The 16,802-nt window shown below is 50.0% G+C and carries 15 protein-coding genes; 1 reads left to right on the top strand and 14 read right to left on the bottom strand.

What is annotated here, in order from left to right; all coding sequences use genetic code 11:
• Positions 1-2: 2 nt before the first annotated feature.
• The 7 genes from bfmBAB to ACWJJX_RS12060 all read right to left on the bottom strand — a co-directional run bounded on the left by bfmBAB (position 3) and on the right by ACWJJX_RS12060 (position 8,751).
• Entirely contained in the window at positions 3-986 is a 984-nt protein-coding gene (gene bfmBAB / locus ACWJJX_RS12030; protein ID WP_278071158.1) for a 3-methyl-2-oxobutanoate dehydrogenase subunit beta, read from the bottom strand.
• A 12-nt stretch (positions 987-998) separates the two neighbouring features.
• Positions 999-1,991 (bottom strand): thiamine pyrophosphate-dependent dehydrogenase E1 component subunit alpha, encoded by a 993-nt coding sequence (locus tag ACWJJX_RS12035; RefSeq protein WP_070082089.1) that lies wholly within the window; start codon positions 1,989-1,991, stop codon positions 999-1,001.
• Positions 1,992-2,013: 22 nt separating this feature from the next.
• Positions 2,014-3,435, bottom strand: a complete 1,422-nt coding sequence (gene lpdA, locus ACWJJX_RS12040; RefSeq protein WP_017418112.1) for a dihydrolipoyl dehydrogenase — start codon at positions 3,433-3,435, stop codon at positions 2,014-2,016.
• On the bottom strand, positions 3,425-4,540 hold the full coding sequence (gene buk, locus ACWJJX_RS12045; protein WP_094247799.1) for a butyrate kinase: 1,116 nt from the start codon (positions 4,538-4,540) through the stop codon (positions 3,425-3,427). The genes lpdA and buk overlap by 11 nt, the downstream gene beginning before the upstream one ends.
• A 17-nt stretch (positions 4,541-4,557) precedes the next feature.
• Positions 4,558-5,652, bottom strand: coding sequence for a branched-chain amino acid dehydrogenase (gene bcd / locus ACWJJX_RS12050; protein WP_173613040.1), 1,095 nt, complete (start codon positions 5,650-5,652; stop codon positions 4,558-4,560).
• 13 nt (positions 5,653-5,665) lie between these two features.
• Positions 5,666-6,559: a phosphate butyryltransferase gene (gene yqiS / locus ACWJJX_RS12055; protein ID WP_025649863.1), complete on the bottom strand. Its 894-nt coding sequence runs from the start codon at positions 6,557-6,559 to the stop codon at positions 5,666-5,668.
• Positions 6,560-6,681: 122 nt separating this feature from the next.
• Positions 6,682-8,751 (bottom strand): sigma-54 interaction domain-containing protein, encoded by a 2,070-nt coding sequence (locus tag ACWJJX_RS12060; RefSeq protein WP_007612462.1) that lies wholly within the window; start codon positions 8,749-8,751, stop codon positions 6,682-6,684.
• Positions 8,752-8,904: 153 nt separating this feature from the next.
• Here ACWJJX_RS12060 and ACWJJX_RS12065 point away from each other — a divergent pair, with 153 nt between their 5' ends.
• Positions 8,905-9,147: a DUF2627 domain-containing protein gene (locus tag ACWJJX_RS12065; protein WP_007408378.1), complete on the top strand. Its 243-nt coding sequence runs from the start codon at positions 8,905-8,907 to the stop codon at positions 9,145-9,147.
• A gap of 27 nt (positions 9,148-9,174) precedes the next feature.
• Here the strand turns inward: ACWJJX_RS12065 and prpB are convergent, their stop codons facing one another.
• The 7 genes from prpB to ACWJJX_RS12100 all read right to left on the bottom strand — a co-directional run bounded on the left by prpB (position 9,175) and on the right by ACWJJX_RS12100 (position 16,766).
• Entirely contained in the window at positions 9,175-10,080 is a 906-nt protein-coding gene (prpB, locus tag ACWJJX_RS12070) for a methylisocitrate lyase (RefSeq protein WP_278071159.1), read from the bottom strand.
• Positions 10,081-10,098: 18 nt separating this feature from the next.
• Positions 10,099-11,526, bottom strand: a complete 1,428-nt coding sequence (locus ACWJJX_RS12075; protein ID WP_278071160.1) for a bifunctional 2-methylcitrate dehydratase/aconitate hydratase — start codon at positions 11,524-11,526, stop codon at positions 10,099-10,101.
• A gap of 25 nt (positions 11,527-11,551) precedes the next feature.
• Positions 11,552-12,649, bottom strand: coding sequence for a citrate synthase (gene mmgD / locus ACWJJX_RS12080; RefSeq protein ID WP_003153198.1), 1,098 nt, complete (start codon positions 12,647-12,649; stop codon positions 11,552-11,554).
• 23 nt (positions 12,650-12,672) lie between these two features.
• Positions 12,673-13,806 carry an acyl-CoA dehydrogenase gene (locus tag ACWJJX_RS12085; protein WP_102421907.1) on the bottom strand — a complete coding sequence of 378 codons (1,134 nt, stop codon included), beginning with the start codon at positions 13,804-13,806 and terminating at the stop codon, positions 12,673-12,675.
• A 29-nt stretch (positions 13,807-13,835) separates the two neighbouring features.
• Positions 13,836-14,687 (bottom strand): 3-hydroxybutyryl-CoA dehydrogenase, encoded by an 852-nt coding sequence (locus ACWJJX_RS12090; protein ID WP_024085587.1) that lies wholly within the window; start codon positions 14,685-14,687, stop codon positions 13,836-13,838.
• Between the two features lie 19 nt (positions 14,688-14,706).
• A complete protein-coding gene (locus ACWJJX_RS12095; protein WP_454023004.1) occupies positions 14,707-15,888 on the bottom strand; it encodes an acetyl-CoA C-acetyltransferase in 1,182 nt (393 codons plus the stop codon).
• A 140-nt stretch (positions 15,889-16,028) separates the two neighbouring features.
• On the bottom strand, positions 16,029-16,766 hold the full coding sequence (locus ACWJJX_RS12100; protein WP_003153194.1) for a glycerophosphodiester phosphodiesterase: 738 nt from the start codon (positions 16,764-16,766) through the stop codon (positions 16,029-16,031).
• Positions 16,767-16,802 lie beyond the last annotated feature (36 nt).

Raw genomic sequence — 16,802 nt, forward strand, 5'->3', positions numbered from 1 at the left:
CTTTAAAACGCCGCTAATTCTCTCATCGCGGCTTCTGCTTTGTCAGGATTCATCATGAAGTATTTTTCCATTGTCGGCGCATAAGGCATTGCCGGAACATCAGGACCTGCAAGCCGCTTGATCGGCGCGTCTAAATCAAATAAGCAGTTTTCAGAAATAATGGCGGCGACCTCGCTCATAATACCGCCTTCTTTCGTATCTTCTGTGATCAGCAATACTTTTCCCGTTTTAGACGCAGCTTCAATGATGGCTTCTTTATCTAACGGATAAACCGTACGCAAATCTAATACGTGCGCGGAAATTCCGTCTTTTTCAAGACGCTCGGCAGCCTGCAGAGCGAAATGGACGCATAATCCGTACGTAATGACAGTAATGTCGCTGCCTTCGCGTTTTACATCCGCCTTTCCGATCGGAAGGACGTAATCATCCGCAGGGACTTCACCTTTAATCAGACGGTACGCCCTCTTATGTTCGAAAAACAGCACCGGATCTTCGTCACGGACTGCGGCTTTCAACAGCCCTTTTGCGTCATAAGGAGTTGAAGGCATGACAATTTTAAGACCCGGCTGGTTGGCAAAAATGGCCTCCACAGACTGGGAATGATACAACGCGCCGTGCACGCCGCCCCCGTAAGGCGCTCTGATGACCATCGGACAGCTCCAATCATTGTTTGAACGGTAGCGTATTTTGGCCGCTTCTGAAATGATTTGGTTGACCGCAGGCAGAATGAAATCGGCAAACTGCATCTCGGCAATCGGGCGCATGCCGTACATCGCGGCGCCGATCCCGACACCGGCAATCGCTGATTCCGCAAGCGGCGTATCCATCACCCGCTCTTCTCCGAACTGTTCATAGAGACCCGCCGTGGCTTTAAACACGCCGCCTTTTCTCCCGACATCTTCCCCGAGAACAAAAACGCGCGGATCTCTTTCCATTTCTTCTTTCATTGCTGCATTAATACTGTCAATATAAGACATTACAGACATAAGTATTCCTCCCTACTTCGCATAAACGTGATCAAGCGTTGATTCAGGAGATGCGTATGGCGCTTTCTCCGCTTCGTCTGTCGCTTCGTTTACGATAGCCATGATGTCATCCAGCATGGTCTTTTCTTCTTCTTCACCTAGAAGCCCGGCTTCTTGCAAGTATGCTTTATATAAAAGAAGCGGATCTTGTTTCTTTGCTTCTTCTACTTCTTCGCGTTCTCTGTAGCTGCTGTCGTCGTCATCACTGGAATGGGGCGTCAACCGGTAGGAAACCGTTTCTATTAATGTAGGACCTTCGCCTTTAGATGCCCGTTCGCGCGCTTCTTTCACGGCCCGGTAAACTTCCAGCAGGTCGTTTCCGTCAACTGTGACTCCCGGCATGCCGTAGCCTGCCGCCCGGTCGGAAATATTTTCGCACGCCACCTGTTTGTCATACGGAACAGAAATAGCATACTTATTGTTTTCACACATGAAAATGACCGGCAATTTATACACGGCGGCAAAGTTTGCCCCTTCGTGAAAATCCCCCTGGTTGGAAGATCCTTCTCCAAAGGTAACGAAAGAGACGATATCCTTTTTATCCATGCGTCCCGCAAGCGCGATTCCGACTGCATGAGGCACCTGCGTTGTCACAGGGGATGAGCCCGTTACGATTCTGTTTTCCTTTTGCCCGAAGTGGCCCGGCATCTGCCTTCCGCCTGAGTTCGGGTCAGCCGCTTTCGCAAAACCGGACATCATCAAGTCCTTTGCAGTCATACCGAATGCAAGCACAACTCCCATATCTCTGTAGTAAGGAAGCACATAGTCGGTATCACGGTTTAAAGCATAGGCCGCGCCTACTTGAGCCGCTTCCTGTCCTTGACATGAAACAACGAACGGAATTTTGCCCGAGCGGTTTAAGAGCCACATTCTTTCGTCGATTTTTCTGGCTAACAGCATGGTTCTATACATTTCAACGGCTTCTTCGTCAGAGAGCCCTAATGCTTGATGGCGGTTTGTAGTCATTCAAACCCCTCCTTCTTTCCTTTTAAAAATGAATCGCGTTTCCGTCTGCGGCTAACGCAGCTTCTCCAATCGCTTCTGAAAGCGACGGATGCGGATGTATGGACTGGCCGATTTCCCAAGGAGTCGCGTCGAGCACCTTGGCAAGCCCCGCTTCAGAGATCATATCGGTGACGTGCGGGCCGATCATATGAATACCGAGAATATCATCTGTATTCCGATCGGCGACGATTTTCACAAAGCCATCGCTTTCTCCGTATACAAGAGCCTTTCCGATTGCCATGAACGGAAACTTCCCGATCTTCAGTTCATGTCCTTTTCGGGTTGCTTCCTCTTCTGTCAGACCGACACTCGCCGCTTCCGGATTTGAATAAATGCATTTCGGCACAAGAGCTGCATCAAGCGGAGCCGGATTAAGACCCGCCATATGCTCAACGGCAATGATGCCTTCACGGGAGGCCACATGTGCAAGCTGAAGACCGCCGACAACATCACCGATCGCATAAATGTGCGATTCCTTCGTCTGCCCGGCTTCGTTCACGATGATAGAACCGTTTTCCGCTTCAATATCCGTGTTTTCAAGGCCGATCCCTTCAATGTTCGGCTGGCGGCCGATGGAAACAAGCATTTGTTCCGCGTGATACGTTTCTTTTTTTCCATTCTTTTCAGCGGCAATTGAAACGCCGTCCGCTTTTTCCAATGTATCCGGAAGCACTTTCGCACCCGTTACGATCTTAATTCCTTTTTTCGTTAACAGTTTTTCCATCTCGCTTGAAATATCACGGTCTTCAGTCGGCAAAATGCGGTCCGCATATTCAATCACAGTGATATTGACGCCGAAATCGTTCAGCATGGATGCCCATTCAATTCCGATGACACCGCCGCCGACGATCATCATGGATTTGGGCAGACGCTCAAGCTCTAACGCTTCATCTGATGTCAGAATATATGTACCGTCTGCTTCTAAACCCGGCAGCATTTTCGGCCTTGAACCGGTTGCGATAATCAATTGTTTCGGTATCAGCATGTCGTTTTCTTCACCATTTGCGTATTCGACAGAAACCGTACCGGGAAGAGGTGAGAAGATGGAAGGGCCGAGCATACGTCCGTACCCGTTGAATACATCAATCTTCCCCTTTTTCATCAAGTGGGCGACACCGCCGGCCAGACGGTCAACGATTCCCTGCTTTCGTTTTTGCACGCTGTCAAAGCGGAGGGAGACACCTTCCGTTTCAATGCCGAATGCTGCCGCTTCCTTTGCGGTTCGGTACACTTCCGCGCTTCTTAACAGCGCTTTACTCGGGATACATCCTTTATGCAGGCATGTTCCGCCGAGCTTTTCTTTTTCTACAACGGCCGTTTTTAAGCCGAGCTGGGCCGCTCTGATGGCGGCTACATAACCGCCCGTCCCGCCGCCCAGAATGACCACATCATATTCAGTCGCCATTTGTTTTCACTCCTTCGCCGATCTGATATTGCTTTGACTGCTCCTCACCGGCTAAAACCCGAAGCGCGCCTTGCGCGAGAGATTGCAGTTCATTTTCTCCCGGGTACACCAGTACATCCGAAATCCAATCTATGTACGATCTGATGGCGGATACGAAACTTTTCCCGTACGCCAATCCGCCCGTCAGGACGATAATGTCTACTTTTCCTTTTAATACGGCGCTTGCCGCCCCGATTTCTTTTGCTACTTGATAAGCCATGGCGTCATAAATGAGCCTCGCATGCTCATCTCCGGCCTGAATGCGTTTTTCCACCTTCACCGCGTCCGTTGTCCCCAGGTAGCCGGAGAGTCCGCCCGTGCCGACAAGTTTTTTCATCATATCGGCTTTTGAATACTTGCCGGAAAAACACATCTCCACCAAATCACCCGCAGGAACGGTTCCCGCGCGCTCCGGGCTGAAGGGCCCTTCTCCGTGAAGCCCGTTGTTGACATCCGTCACCCGTCCGCAATCATGGACACCGACTGTGATGCCGCCGCCCATATGAGTGACGATCATCTTCATCTGTTCATACCGTTTGCCGAGGGACGCCGCCGCCTGACGGGCAACAGCTTTTTGGTTCAAAGCATGAAAAATGCTTTTCCGCTTGATTTCAGGCATCCCTGATACTTTAGCGAGCGGAGTCATCTCATCCACCACGACCGGATCGACGATATACGCGGGGATATTTAGTCCGTCAGCTATTTCCCTGGCAATAATTCCGCCCAGATTAGAAGCATGCTGGCCGTTGTAGCCGTTTTTCAAATCAGTGATCATGGCGTCATTCACTTCATATGTGCCGCCCTCAATCGGTCTGAGCAGGCCGCCCCTGGCACAAACGGCATCAAACTTTGAAATGTTGATGCCCTGTTCGTGCAAAGACTCAAGAATGCTTATTTTTCGAAATTCGTACTGGTCGATAATGCCGTTAAATGTTTTCAGCTCTTCTTCTGGATGCCGCAGCGTCTTTTCAAAGATACAGCGTTCATTGTGAAAGACACCGATTTTCGTTGATGTTGAGCCTGGATTCAGAATGAGAATGCGTTTTTCCTTTTCGAACATTTTCATACCTCCAGATCAAATTCCTATCGTCTGCTTAATATACTTTGGCCGTTTTGCAGAAACTGGCTTCTTGAACGGCGCATGCGTTCAATTCGTTCCTCAGCCAGACGGTCGGCCGCTAAGTATGTCGGAATGCCGTCACGCGCGGAAATATCGAGCACCCGCTCAATGTTTGCATAGATGCCTTCAACTTTTTTCAAAGCCCGCTCAGCATTGTAGCCGTAAAGCTCATCGGCCACATTGATGACGCCGCCTGCATTGATGACATAATCCGGAGCGTACACGATTCCCATTTCATGAATGGTATCGCCGTGACGTGTTTCTTTCAGCTGGTTATTGGCCGCTCCCGCAATGACTTTCGCCTTCAGCTGTTTAATCGTGTCATCGTTAATGACGGCGCCGAGAGCACATGGGGCATAAATATCGCACGTCTGTGAGTAAATGTCGCCGGGATCAACTGCGCGGGCGCCGAAGTCCTCAACGGCACGTTTAACAGATTCTTTATTGATATCCGTTACGATTAAAGAAGCGCCTTCTTCGTGAAGGTGGCGGCATAGATTGTAAGCCACATTTCCCACGCCCTGCACGGCAATTGTTTTACCTTCCAGTGAATCAGTGCCAAACGCCGCTTTCGCTGCGGCTTTCATCCCTTTGTAGACGCCGTACGCCGTAACCGGGGACGGATTTCCTGATGAACCGAATGCCGGAGAAATTCCGGTTACATAGTCTGTTTCATCATGAATAATGTCCATATCTTCAACGGTGGTGCCGACGTCTTCCGCCGTAATATACCTTCCGTTTAAGCCTTGGATGTAGCGGCCGAACGCGCGGAACATTTCTTCATTTTTATCTTTGCGCGGGTCTCCGATAATAACGGTTTTCCCGCCGCCTAAGTTTAAACCGGCAGCCGCATTTTTATAAGTCATGCCTTTTGCGAGTCTCAGTGCATCTTCAATCGCCGCTTCTTCACTGTCATATGTCCACATTCTTGTTCCGCCGAGTGCAGGGCCGAGCGTCGTATCATGAATCGCGATGATCGCTTTTAATCCGGATTGTTCATCTTGGCAGAATACCAATTGTTCGTAATCGTAAGTCTCCATATATTTGAAAATTTCCATAGGTTCGTTCCTCCTACTGTTCTTGTGATGCGCAAATCGCAAGCGCAATTGAATACAGTTTATTTTCTGCGGTATCCGCTCTGCTCGTTAATGCGATCGGCGCTTTTGCACCGGCGATGACGGCAGCAACATTTGCTTTCGCAAAATAAATCATTGACTTATAAAGCATATTTCCGGCCTCGATTGAAGGAACCAAGAGAATATCCGCCTGGCCCGCTACGCTTCCGGAAATCCCTTTTTGCAGCGCAGCCGCTTGGGATACGGCATTATCCAAAGCAAGCGGTCCGTCCGCAATGCAGCCGGTAATCTGTCCTCTATTGCACATCTGGACGATCGCAGCCGCGTTCAGCGTCGCCTCCATTTTCGGATTAACCGTTTCAATAGCGGCAAGGACTGCGGCTTTCGGCATAGGGTTCCCTACAGAATGTGCGACATGAACCGCATTTTGCAGAATATGCCCGAGCTCTTCAAGAGACGGGGCAATGTTCAGCGCTGAATCAGTCACATACATCAGCCGGTCATAGTCCGGCACCTCAAAAACGGCTACATGTGATAACACCCTTTTTGAACGAAGCCCTTCCTGGCGGTTTAAAACCGATTTCAGAAGAGTTGAGCTCGGGAGATTCCCTTTCATTAAAACGTCCGCCTCTTGTTCACGCACTGCGCGCACTGCTTTTGCCGCAGATTCTTCTGGTGAATCGGCGTGGATGATGTCAGCATTGAACTTCGGCTCATTTGCCAGAAGCTCTTTCAGCTTTCCGCTGTCACCTGTCAGTAAAAATCGTGCCGACAAGTGTTCTGCCGCCATTTTGACGGCCTGGATCACTTCTTTATCTGCTGCGTGGGCCACTGCAATGGTTTTTGCGTTTTTTGCCGCGGCTTTTTCAACTAGGTCTTTCAGCTTCATTTTGTACCACCTTTCTTGTGCGAATCCGCTTTTAACAATGCAAGTTCCGTGCCAAATATGCGAAAGGGTTTATTCCGGCTTTTTTCAAGAACACATGCAGCTGTTTGCGCTTTCTCTGCAACTTATTGCATGCCGTCATTTGCAAGGCCGTACTTGTCCATTTTGTAGTACAGATTCCGAATGCTGACACCAAGCGCTTTCGCCGTTTTGGTTCGGTTGAATTTATGCTTTTCAAGCGTTTTTTGAATGACGTGCGCTTCAAATTTTTCAACAGCCTGAGACAGCTTTTCCCCTTCTACATCCGGAAAATCACTTTGGGTGCCGTTTTTTTCATTCAGCTCTGATTCGAAAACAGGCAGATGCTGCTGTTCGATCCGTTCCATGTGCGGCTCTAAAAATATCATTGCCCGTCCGAGAACATTTTCAAGCTCCCGTACGTTTCCCGGCCAGCTGTAGGCTGATAAAGCTCGCAGCGCGTTCGGCGTGAGCCCCTTTACATTGCGGCCGTAATCCTGATTGATTTTTTCAATGAGCCGAATGCTCAGCGCTTCAATATCTTCTTTGCGCTGCCGAAGCGGCGGGATTGAGATCGGATAGCGGTTAATCCGGTAATACAGGTCTTCACGGAACGCGCCTTCCGCCATGGCCTTTTCGATGTTGACGTTTGTCGCTGCGATAATTCTGACATTGACAGAAATCGCTTTAGCGCCGCCGACTCTGATAATTTCTTTTTCCTGCAGAACTCTGAGCAGCTTTGCCTGGGTGCTTTGGGTCAGCTCTCCGATTTCATCTAAGAAAATGCTGCCGTTATTCGCTTCCTCAAAAAGTCCTTTTTTGCCCCCGCGCCTCGCGCCCGTAAACGCGCCTTCCTCATAGCCGAAAAGCTCGGATTCAAGCAGGGATTCAGACAGGGCCGCACAATTGACCCGGATGAATTTATTGTATTTTCGGTCGCTTTCATTATGGATGGCATGGGCGAAAAGTTCTTTTCCTGTGCCGGATTCTCCCCGCAGCAGAATCGTCGCCGGCGTTTTCGCCCCGAGCTTCGCCTGTTCAAGGGCGACCAGCATTTGTTCACTCGTGCCGATAATGTCGTCAAACGTGTATTTCGCTTCAAGCGTGCGGATGATCTGGCGCGCCCGATTCAGCTCAGCAGTCAGCGTTTTAATTTCTGACACGTCATGGATGACGCCGACGCTGCCTTTTAAAATACCGTCCACAATAACGGGGGCAACATTTACGATGACATCCTTTTTATTGGGGCCGACCTTCATCCTCACACCCCGCACGGGCCGCCTTGTCCCCAATACTTTCAGGTGCATGCTTTCCCCTTCTGAGATATCGGTGGAAGCGGGTTTTCCGATGACCTCGCTTTCTGACAGCCCGGTCATTTTTGTATACGCTTTGTTGATTAACATTCCGATGCCGTTTTCATCAACGACGGAAATGGCCTCGTCTGACGATTGAATAATCGCTTCAAGCATGGTGCGGATTTGTTTTAAGTTCGTGACCTCTTCCGCCAGTTCAACTGCGTCGGTGATGTCTTTAAACACACATAACGCGCCGAGAAGCTTTCCGCCTTCATCAATGATCGGCAGTCTTGTCGTGACAATCTGCAGGTGCTTGCCGAGAAGCTGCTTCTGGTTATATTCCGGCTCTCTCGTTTCCAGAATCCGCGGCAGCTTTGTGTTCGGCACTACATCTTTAATTTGGCGGCCGATGACATCCTCCCGTTTTCGGCCGACCATTTTTTCTGCCATCTGATTAAATAAAATGATCGTTTCGTTGACGTCTATAAAAATCATGCCGTCGTGCGTTGAATTAAAAATCCGGTCATGCTTATACGTCTGCGACTTCAGCATTTGGATAAGCTGCTGTTTTTCCTCCATCAGCTGAAACACCATGTACGCCAATTTTCCCGGCATGACGATGGTTTGTTCTTTTTTCTCATGGAGCAGCTCATCCATGACCGCTTTATCGCCTGTTGTATGGATGATAATATCTATATCTTCAGTTATGTAGGGTTTCCAATCTGATGAGGTTGCAATTCCATATCTCCGGGCTTCTTGCAGCCCTTGCGCCTCCGGATCTTGATCAACCACCGCAATAATCCGGATCAGTTTTGTTTTCATCAAAATCTGTAGGAGCGCCGTGCCTCCTTTACCAGCACCTATAATCAGCACCTTCTGCATCCCGATACCCCTTTATATGAAAAAATTTGCACACCTGTATTTCCCGTTGCAATAATTTGCACAACCCCTATGTTACCACGTTTTGATCTCTTGACAAAATATTTTTTCGATTGGACAATAAAGGAAATCATATCGTAAAGGGGTTTTCTGAATATGAGCCGGCTTGTTGCGCTTTTGATTCTGGTCCTCCCCGGCGCTGTCGCGGCGCTCGGCATTAAGCTGATGAGAGATGCATTATTCGGGCATGCGTTTTCCCCGTTTCCGTCCCTTTTTCTTCAGGGGGCGGCCGGATTGGCGTTTTTTTTGTTCGGCCTTTATGTTCTGGCCGGGTTTATTTTGTACAGAGATCGGAAACGCAATCAAGTCAGCCCGCGGTTCAGGAAAAAAAAGCTGTAAAAAAAGCCCTTGCAAAAAAGGGCTTTTTCAGTCGTCCGGCAGTATCGTTTTGGCAATGGATTGATCCAGGTCTTCATAGTCATCGTAAGCGATCGTTTCATATAATTCTTTTCTCGTCTGCATATCCGAAAGCCCCTCTTTTTGAGAGCCTTCTTCTTTCAGAAGGCGGAAAATACGCTCAAAAGCCTTGGCAGCCGTTCTGAGTGACGTGACCGGATAAATGACCATCTGACAGCCCATATCGGAAAATTCATCAGCACTGTAATACGGCGTTTGTCCGAATTCAGTCATATTTGCGAGAATCGGCACACTGATTTGTTTGGAAAACGCTCTGAATTCACTTTCGGATTGGAGCGCTTCCGGAAAAACAGCGTCAGCACCCGCTTTTATATAAGCGGACGCCCTTTTTAATGCCCCCTCCAGCCCTTCCTGCTGTCTGGCGTCTGTTCTCGCAACAACAAGAAGAGTCGGCGCGGCCCGCTTGACCGCTTGGATTTTTTGCGCCATTTCTTCAATCGGCACGAGCTGCTTCCCATTCAGATGTCCGCATTTTTTCGGCAGGCGCTGATCCTCCATTTGGACGGCGGCCGCGCGCGCTTCATACATTTCTTTCGCCGTCCGGGCGGCATTCAGCACGCCTCCGAAACCCGTGTCAATATCGACAAGGACGGGCAGATCAGACGAGCGGACCAGATCTTTAACCCGTTCAGCCATTTCCGCCGACGTGATGATGCCTAAATCGGGCAGCCCTCTGCTCGCCGTGTAAGCCGCGCCTGATAAATAAAGAGCCGAAAAACCCGTTTTCTTGGCAATAAGAGCGGCCATCGCATCGTGAGCGCCGGGAATCTGCAATAGATCCGGCGCTGCCATCAGCGTACGGAACCGCTCTGCAAGCTCCTCTTGAGACGACTGCTTGCTGACGATCCACGTCATGTTTGTCACCCTCCTATTTTATATGAGAAATAAGTCCATAAATTCACTAACGCTGAGCTTCTGCATTTGGCCGCTATCTTTACAGGCCTCTTCGATTTTCCGCTGCTGCTTCAATGAAAAATGAGTGCTGATGTTTGCTGAAAACTTGGCAAGAATCTTCGGAACGGCTTCTTTTCTGCGGAATCGGTGCCCGAGCGGATATTCACATTCAATCCGTCCCGTAGCCGTGCCGTCTGTAAAATGCACCTGTACGGCATTTGAGATGGATCGCTTATTCGGGTCTAAGTAATCTATTGAGTACGCTTTGTGTTCCGTCACCTCCATTTTGCTCCGCAATGTATCAATTCGCGGGTCAGACGCCGTTTCCTCTTCATAATGATCCGCCGTGATATCTCCGAAAAGCAGCCCGATTGCCGTAATATACTGGAGGCAGTGATCCCGGTCAGCCGGATTGTGAAGCGGCCCTTTTTTATCGATAATCCGGATTGCCGACTCATGGGTCATAATCGTGATCCTGTCAATGTCTTCGATGCGGTCTTTCACCTCCGGATGAAGCCGGACCGCGCATTCCGCCGCTGTCTGGGCGTGGAATTCAGCCGGGTAGGATACTTTAAACAAAACATTCTCCATCACATAGGACCCAAGCGGGCGGGCAAGCTTCATTTCCTGCCGGTTAAATAATACGTCTTGAAATCCCCACCCGGATGCGGTCAGAGCCGTCGGGTACCCCATCTCACCTTTTTGCGCCATAAGGGCCAAATATACGCCTCTGCTCGTCGCGTCGCCGGCCGCCCATGATTTGCGTGATCCGGTGTTCGGCGCATGACGATACGTTCTGAGGCTTGAATTATCAATCCAAGCGTGAGATACGGCGTTATTGATTTCCTCTCTTGAGCCGCCCAGCATTTGTGCGCAAACAGCCGCAGTCGCCACTTTCACAAACAGCACATGGTCAAGCCCGACTCTGTTTAAGCTGTTTTCCAAAGCGAGAATTCCTTGAATTTCGTGCGCTTTGATCATTGCGCAAAGCACATCACGCACGGTAAGCGGTTCTTTCCCTTCTGAAATCCGCACTCTGGATATATAATCCGCACAAGCCAATATGCCTCCGAGATTGTCAGACGGATGCCCCCATTCGGCCGCAAGCCACGTATCATTATAATCGAGCCACCTGTTGATACAGCCGATATTAAAGGCAGCCGTGACCGGGTCTAAAACAAAAGGCGTGCCCGGGACTCTGCTGCCGTTGGGCACGGAGGTTCCCGGGACAATCGGGCCGAGCAGCTTTGTACATTCGGGATAGCTGAGCGCCAAAATTCCGCAGCCTATCGTATCAAGAAGCACATGTCCTGCCGTAGTGAAAGCTTCTGAACTGTCAATCTCCTGATGGAGCACGTAGTCAGAAATCTCTTCGATTACAGCATCCATTCGGCGGGGTTCTGTCATGTTTTCATCTTCCTTTCTCATCTGTTTACAGGCGCGCTCCGGTATAGCGGACACGCGGGCGGAAAAGCCGGTTTCGGCTGTGCTGTTCAATGACATGAGCGCACAGTCCGACCGTCCGTGCGCTGAAGAATATAGGCGTATACAGCGGGATCGGGATGCCGAGCATGTAATAAACCGGCGCTGCGTAGTAATCTAAGTTCGGATAAAGGCCTTTTTTCTCCCGCATGACGGTTTCTCCGGCTTCACACATATGATAAAGACGGAAATCGCCTGAAAGATCAGACAGTTTTTTCAATGCTTCTTTCATCATGAGCGCCCTCGGGTCCATTTTTTTCATGTAGACACGGTGGCCGAAGCCCATGATTTTTTCTTTGTTTGCGAGTTTTTGAGTTAATAATTGTGTAAACCCGTCTGTATCCTTCGCTTCCTCAAGCATGTACATAACCGCTTCGTTCGCTCCGCCGTGAAGGTTTCCCTTAAGCGAGGCGACGGCTCCGGTCAGAGCGCCGTAAATATCCGATTGCGTCGAAGCAATGACACGGGCCGTAAACGTTGAGTTCGGCAATTCATGCTCACTGTATAAAAGAAGCGACCGGTCGAATATTTCTTCTTCCAAGGAGGACGGCGTTTTTCCGGTAATCATATATAAAAAGTTTGCGCTATACGATAAGGTTCCGACAGGCGCTAAAGGCTCCAGTCCGTTGATGACTCGATAGCTGTTGACGGTCAGATTGGGCATTTTGCCTATCAGCCCGCGGACACGGTGCCGATTTACAGAAGAGGTGCGGTTATCAATATCCTTATCAAAGCCTCCAAGCGCGGACAAACCTGTCCTCAGTCCGTCCATCGGGTGAGTACGTTCGGGCAGCAGACGGCATATACGCAAGATTTCCTCGGGAAGGTGTCCGCCGCGCCGAACGTCTTCTTCAAGCGCCTTCTTCTCTTTCGCATCAGGAAGTCTGTCTTCCAATAAGAGATGAACAATGTCCATATAGCCGGCCGTTTTAGAAAGCTCAATCAGATCGTGGCCTTTGATTAAAATACTGCCCTGCTGTGTATCCAGGAAAGAAATCCCCGTTTCCACCGCAATGACGCCATCTAAACCGGGAGAATAAGATTCCATGGTTTCGCTCCTTTGCGCACTTTTTATTGAAGAAGATACTTAGAAATAATCAGCCTTTGAATCTCATTGGTTCCTTCATAGATTTGCGTGACTTTCGCATCCCGAAATAAACGCTCCGCGGGATACTCTTTCATATAGCCGTAGCCGCCGTGAATCTGCACAGCCTCCACCGCCGCTTTCATCGCCGCATCGGACGCGAATTGCTTCGCCATAGATGCTTCTTTTCCGCACGGAAGCCCTCGCTGATACAGATCAGCAGCATGATAGACCAATAATTTGGCAGCTTCCGCATTCGTTGCCATGTCAGATAATTTAAATGAAACGGCCTGATTCGAAGCGATGGGTCTGCCGAACTGGCTGCGGGTTTTGGCGTACTCCACCGAGCAGCCGAGCGCCGCTTCGATAATCCCGAGCGCCTGAGCCGCTATGCCGATCCGTCCGACGTCAAGGTTTTTCATGGCGATTGAAAAACCCTCGCCCTCTTCGCCGAGCCGGTTTTCAATCGGAATTTCCGCTTGGTCAAACTGCAATTCGACAGTATTGGAACCTAACAATCCGAGCTTTTTTTCTTTTTTTCCGACAGAAAAACCGGGTGTGTTTTTTTCAACGATAAACGCTGAAATTCCCTTTCTCCCTTTACCCGGATCGGTTATGGCGAATGTCAGATACAGATCTGCCGCTCCGCCGTTTGTAATAAAGATTTTTGAACCGTTCAGAATATATGAACCGCCTCGTCGCACGGCTGTTGTTTTCAGACTTCCCGCATCAGATCCGGATTGAGGCTCAGTAAGCGCAAAAGCCCCAATATATTTCCCCGCTGCCAGCTTCGGAATATACGTTTGTTTTTGGGCTTCTGTCCCGAAATGCAAAATCGGGATTGTGCCTACCGATGTGTGGACGGACAAAATGACGCCGACGGCCGCGCTGACTTTTGATATTTCATGAATCGCTAAAATGTAAGATGTTGTATCAGCACCCGCCCCGCCGTAAGCTTCCGGGACGGGAATGCCCATCAATCCCGCTTCGCCCATTTTTTTAATCAGCCGCTCCGGAAATTCATCTGTTGATTCCATGAGCTCAACCACCGGCGCGATTTCCTTGCGGGCAAAATCACGCACCATTTTTCTCATCATGATGTGCTCTTCTGTAAAATGCATGGCTGCCGTCTCCCCTCATGATCTTTACATCATCTGCCGTACTCATAAAAACCGCGCCCGCTTTTTTTGCCGAGCCAGCCGGCGCTGACATATTTTCTGAGCAGAGGGCATGGGCGGTATTTCGGATCTCCGAGCCCCGCGTAGAGAACCTCCATAATGGAAAGGCACGTATCCAGCCCGATGAAATCAGCTAACGTTAAAGGGCCCATCGGATGACGCATGCCGAGCTTCATCACCTCATCAATCGCTTCCTTTGAAGCTGCTCCTTCGTAAAGGCAATAAACGGCTTCGTTAATCATCGGCATTAATATGCGATTAGATATAAAGCCCGGGAAGTCATTGACTTCGACAGGGGTTTTATTCATCCGGACGGCAAGCTTCTTTACTGTTTCCGCCGTTTCTTCCGATGTGGCGAGTCCTCTGATGACTTCGACAAGCTCCATGACAGGAACCGGATTCATAAAATGCATGCCGATTACTTTTTCAGGCCTTTTTGTGGCCGCGGCAAGCTCCGTAATAGGAAGAGAAGACGTATTGCTTGCCAATACGGCATGAGGGGGACAGATTTTATCAAGTGTGTCAAACAATTCCGCTTTTGCTTTTTTGTTTTCGGCAATGGCTTCAATGATAAAATCAGCATCTCCCGCTTCTGTAAGCTCTGCCGGGGAAATACGGCTGAAAACGGCATCTGTCTCCTGCTGTGACTTCCGTCCTTTTGCCTGCTCTTTCTCCAGGTTTGTCTTTATGCGGTGAAGACCTTTTGTTACCGTTTCCGGCTCCCAATCGTATAACTTGACGGCAAACCCGGCTTCTGCAGCCGTCTGAGCGATGCCTGCCCCCATCTGACCGGCACCTGCGACCATGATTGTTTTCATCTTCATCCGGCGCTCCCTCCTTTGATCAGTACACCTCCAGCAGGACGGCATCTCCTTGAGCCGCTCCGCTGCATATAGCCGCTATGCCTAAACCTCCTCCGCGACGCTTTAATTCGTATATTAAACTCATGATGATTCTCGCTCCGCTTGCGCCGATCGGGTGGCCGAACGCGATTGCCCCTCCGTTTACATTCACTTTCTCCCGGCTGAACCCGGCTATTTTTTCACTCACGAGCACGACGGACGCAAATGCTTCATTTACTTCAAACAAATCAATATCGTCAACGGACAGTCCGGTTTTTTTCAAGAGCCGGCTGATGGCCTCTCCCGGCGCGCTTGCCAGCTCGGACGCTTCCAGTCCGACTGACGCAAAGCCAAGTATTGCTGCGAGCGGCCTGACATGCTGCTTTGCTGCTTTTTCCTCTGACATCAGCACAAATGCTCCGGCCCCGTCATTTACACCGGGAGCATTTCCTGCTGTAACCGTTCCGTCGGCTGTAAAAATTGGCTTGAGCGCTGCGAGCTGATCAAGGCTTGTATCAGGACGCAGCCCCTCATCCGCTTCAACGATATGCTGTTTGCCCTTTTTGCCGATCCAGGTGACGGGGACAATTTCTTCACGCAATTTGCCCGCCTCAGCCGCCTCAGCCGCGCGTTTCTGACTCAAAAGAGCGTAATGATCCTGTTCATCCCGGGAAATGCCGTACTTTTTGGCCGCAGTGCTTCCGTGGACAGCCATATGTACCTGGTCGAACGCACAGGTCAGACCGTCATGAACCATTAAATCCTGAAAAACTCCGTCCCCCATCCTCACACCCCAGCGGCCGGCCGGAATGGCGTACGGGATGTTGCTCATGCTTTCCATTCCGCCTGCAATCAGCACGTCCGCGTCTTTCGCCCGGATCATTTGATCACAGATGGTAACGGCTCTGAGCCCTGATGCACAGACTTTATTAATGGTTTCAGCCGGAACAGACCACGGAAGCCCGGCATATCTTGCAGCCTGCCGTGCCGGAATCTGCCCGGCACCCGCCTGGACGACCATCCCCATCACCGCTCCTTCCGCTTCGCTTTCACTGATAGCGGCGCGCTTGATTGCTTCTTTTATGGCAATGCCGCCAAGCTCGGATGCCTTTACCTCTTTTAATGCGCCGCCGAATTTTCCGAACGGCGTTCTTGCCGCACTGACGATAACCGTTTTTCCCACACTTTTGCCTCACTTTCAATAAGATAAAAGATAACGCTTACACAAAACGCCCTGTTACAATATATGAACCGGCTGACCGAGTTATGAGTGCACCGCCTTTTTCCCGCCCATAAAAAAAGAAGACTGTCTGACCAGTCTTCTCAGCTGCGGCATTCTTCTTTTATAGAAACAGCCAGCTTTGGATAATCGGTAAAAATTGCGTCTATCCCCGCTTTCATCAGCCGCTTCATATCCTCAGGACGATTGACGGTGAACGGACGGAGCGCCGCTTGGTGTTTTGCAAGATGTGTGATCACTTCAGCACTGACCGCCGGCGTGCCGAGCTTCGGATGATAACCCGAAGCGGGAATGGCGGCAAGATACCGTTCAGGCCGGTACAGCACATCCATTGTCAGCACCGCCCGTTCAATTTCAGGCGCCAGGGCGTGGCACACCGCGAGACTCTCATGATTAAATGAAGAAAAAATAACGCGCTTTTCCAGTCCGTAATATCTGACTTTTTTGATCACTTCTTCTTCCATTCCTTCGTAACGGAATACACTGTTTTTCAGCTCAATGTTTATCAGAAAATCAGCACGTTCCGCAAAACGCAGCACATCTGACAAAAGCGGAATTCTGACACCTTTAAAAGAATCTTTCCATTTTCCGGCGGCATCGGCGGTTCTGATTTTGTCATACGCCGTATCTTTCACAAATCCTTTCAAAGATGTCGTGCGGTCGAGGGTTTCATCGTGAATGACCACGATCCGGCCGTCTTTTGTCATCTGTACATCAAGTTCAATTCCGTCAGCCCCGTCCTCAATCGCTTTTTTGAATGCGGGCATCGTATTTTCAGGGCAGTCGCCCGACGCCCCCCGGTGGGCAAAAATATTCGTCATATGTGTCACCTCAGATGTTTGTCATCGGTTTTCTCT

This window comes from Bacillus sp. YH3-2-B2 (assembly GCF_053663335.1).

What these genes read in the sequence shown, in the direction of transcription:
- mmgD (WP_003153198.1), bottom strand. Translation starts at nt 12,649, where the DNA reads ATGGAATCTTATTCTCCCGGTTTAGATGGCGTCATTGCGGTGGAAACG.
- ACWJJX_RS12090 (WP_024085587.1), bottom strand. Translation starts at nt 14,687, where the DNA reads ATGAAGATGAAAACAATCATGGTCGCAGGTGCCGGTCAGATGGGGGCA.
- lpdA (WP_017418112.1), bottom strand. Translation starts at nt 3,435, where the DNA reads ATGGCGACTGAATATGATGTGGTCATTCTGGGCGGCGGGACGGGCGGT.
- ACWJJX_RS12035 (WP_070082089.1), bottom strand. Translation starts at nt 1,991, where the DNA reads ATGACTACAAACCGCCATCAAGCATTAGGGCTCTCTGACGAAGAAGCC.
- prpB (WP_278071159.1), bottom strand. Translation starts at nt 10,080, where the DNA reads ATGACGTGGATCGTCAGCAAGCAGTCGTCTCAAGAGGAGCTTGCAGAG.
- ACWJJX_RS12075 (WP_278071160.1), bottom strand. Translation starts at nt 11,526, where the DNA reads ATGACAGAACCCCGCCGAATGGATGCTGTAATCGAAGAGATTTCTGAC.
- yqiS (WP_025649863.1), bottom strand. Translation starts at nt 6,559, where the DNA reads ATGAAGCTGAAAGACCTAGTTGAAAAAGCCGCGGCAAAAAACGCAAAA.
- ACWJJX_RS12100 (WP_003153194.1), bottom strand. Translation starts at nt 16,766, where the DNA reads ATGACGAATATTTTTGCCCACCGGGGGGCGTCGGGCGACTGCCCTGAA.
- ACWJJX_RS12065 (WP_007408378.1), top strand. Translation starts at nt 8,905, where the DNA reads ATGAGCCGGCTTGTTGCGCTTTTGATTCTGGTCCTCCCCGGCGCTGTC.
- ACWJJX_RS12060 (WP_007612462.1), bottom strand. Translation starts at nt 8,751, where the DNA reads ATGCAGAAGGTGCTGATTATAGGTGCTGGTAAAGGAGGCACGGCGCTC.
- buk (WP_094247799.1), bottom strand. Translation starts at nt 4,540, where the DNA reads ATGAAAATGTTCGAAAAGGAAAAACGCATTCTCATTCTGAATCCAGGC.
- bcd (WP_173613040.1), bottom strand. Translation starts at nt 5,652, where the DNA reads ATGGAAATTTTCAAATATATGGAGACTTACGATTACGAACAATTGGTA.
- ACWJJX_RS12085 (WP_102421907.1), bottom strand. Translation starts at nt 13,806, where the DNA reads ATGCATTTTACAGAAGAGCACATCATGATGAGAAAAATGGTGCGTGAT.
- bfmBAB (WP_278071158.1), bottom strand. Translation starts at nt 986, where the DNA reads ATGTCTGTAATGTCTTATATTGACAGTATTAATGCAGCAATGAAAGAA.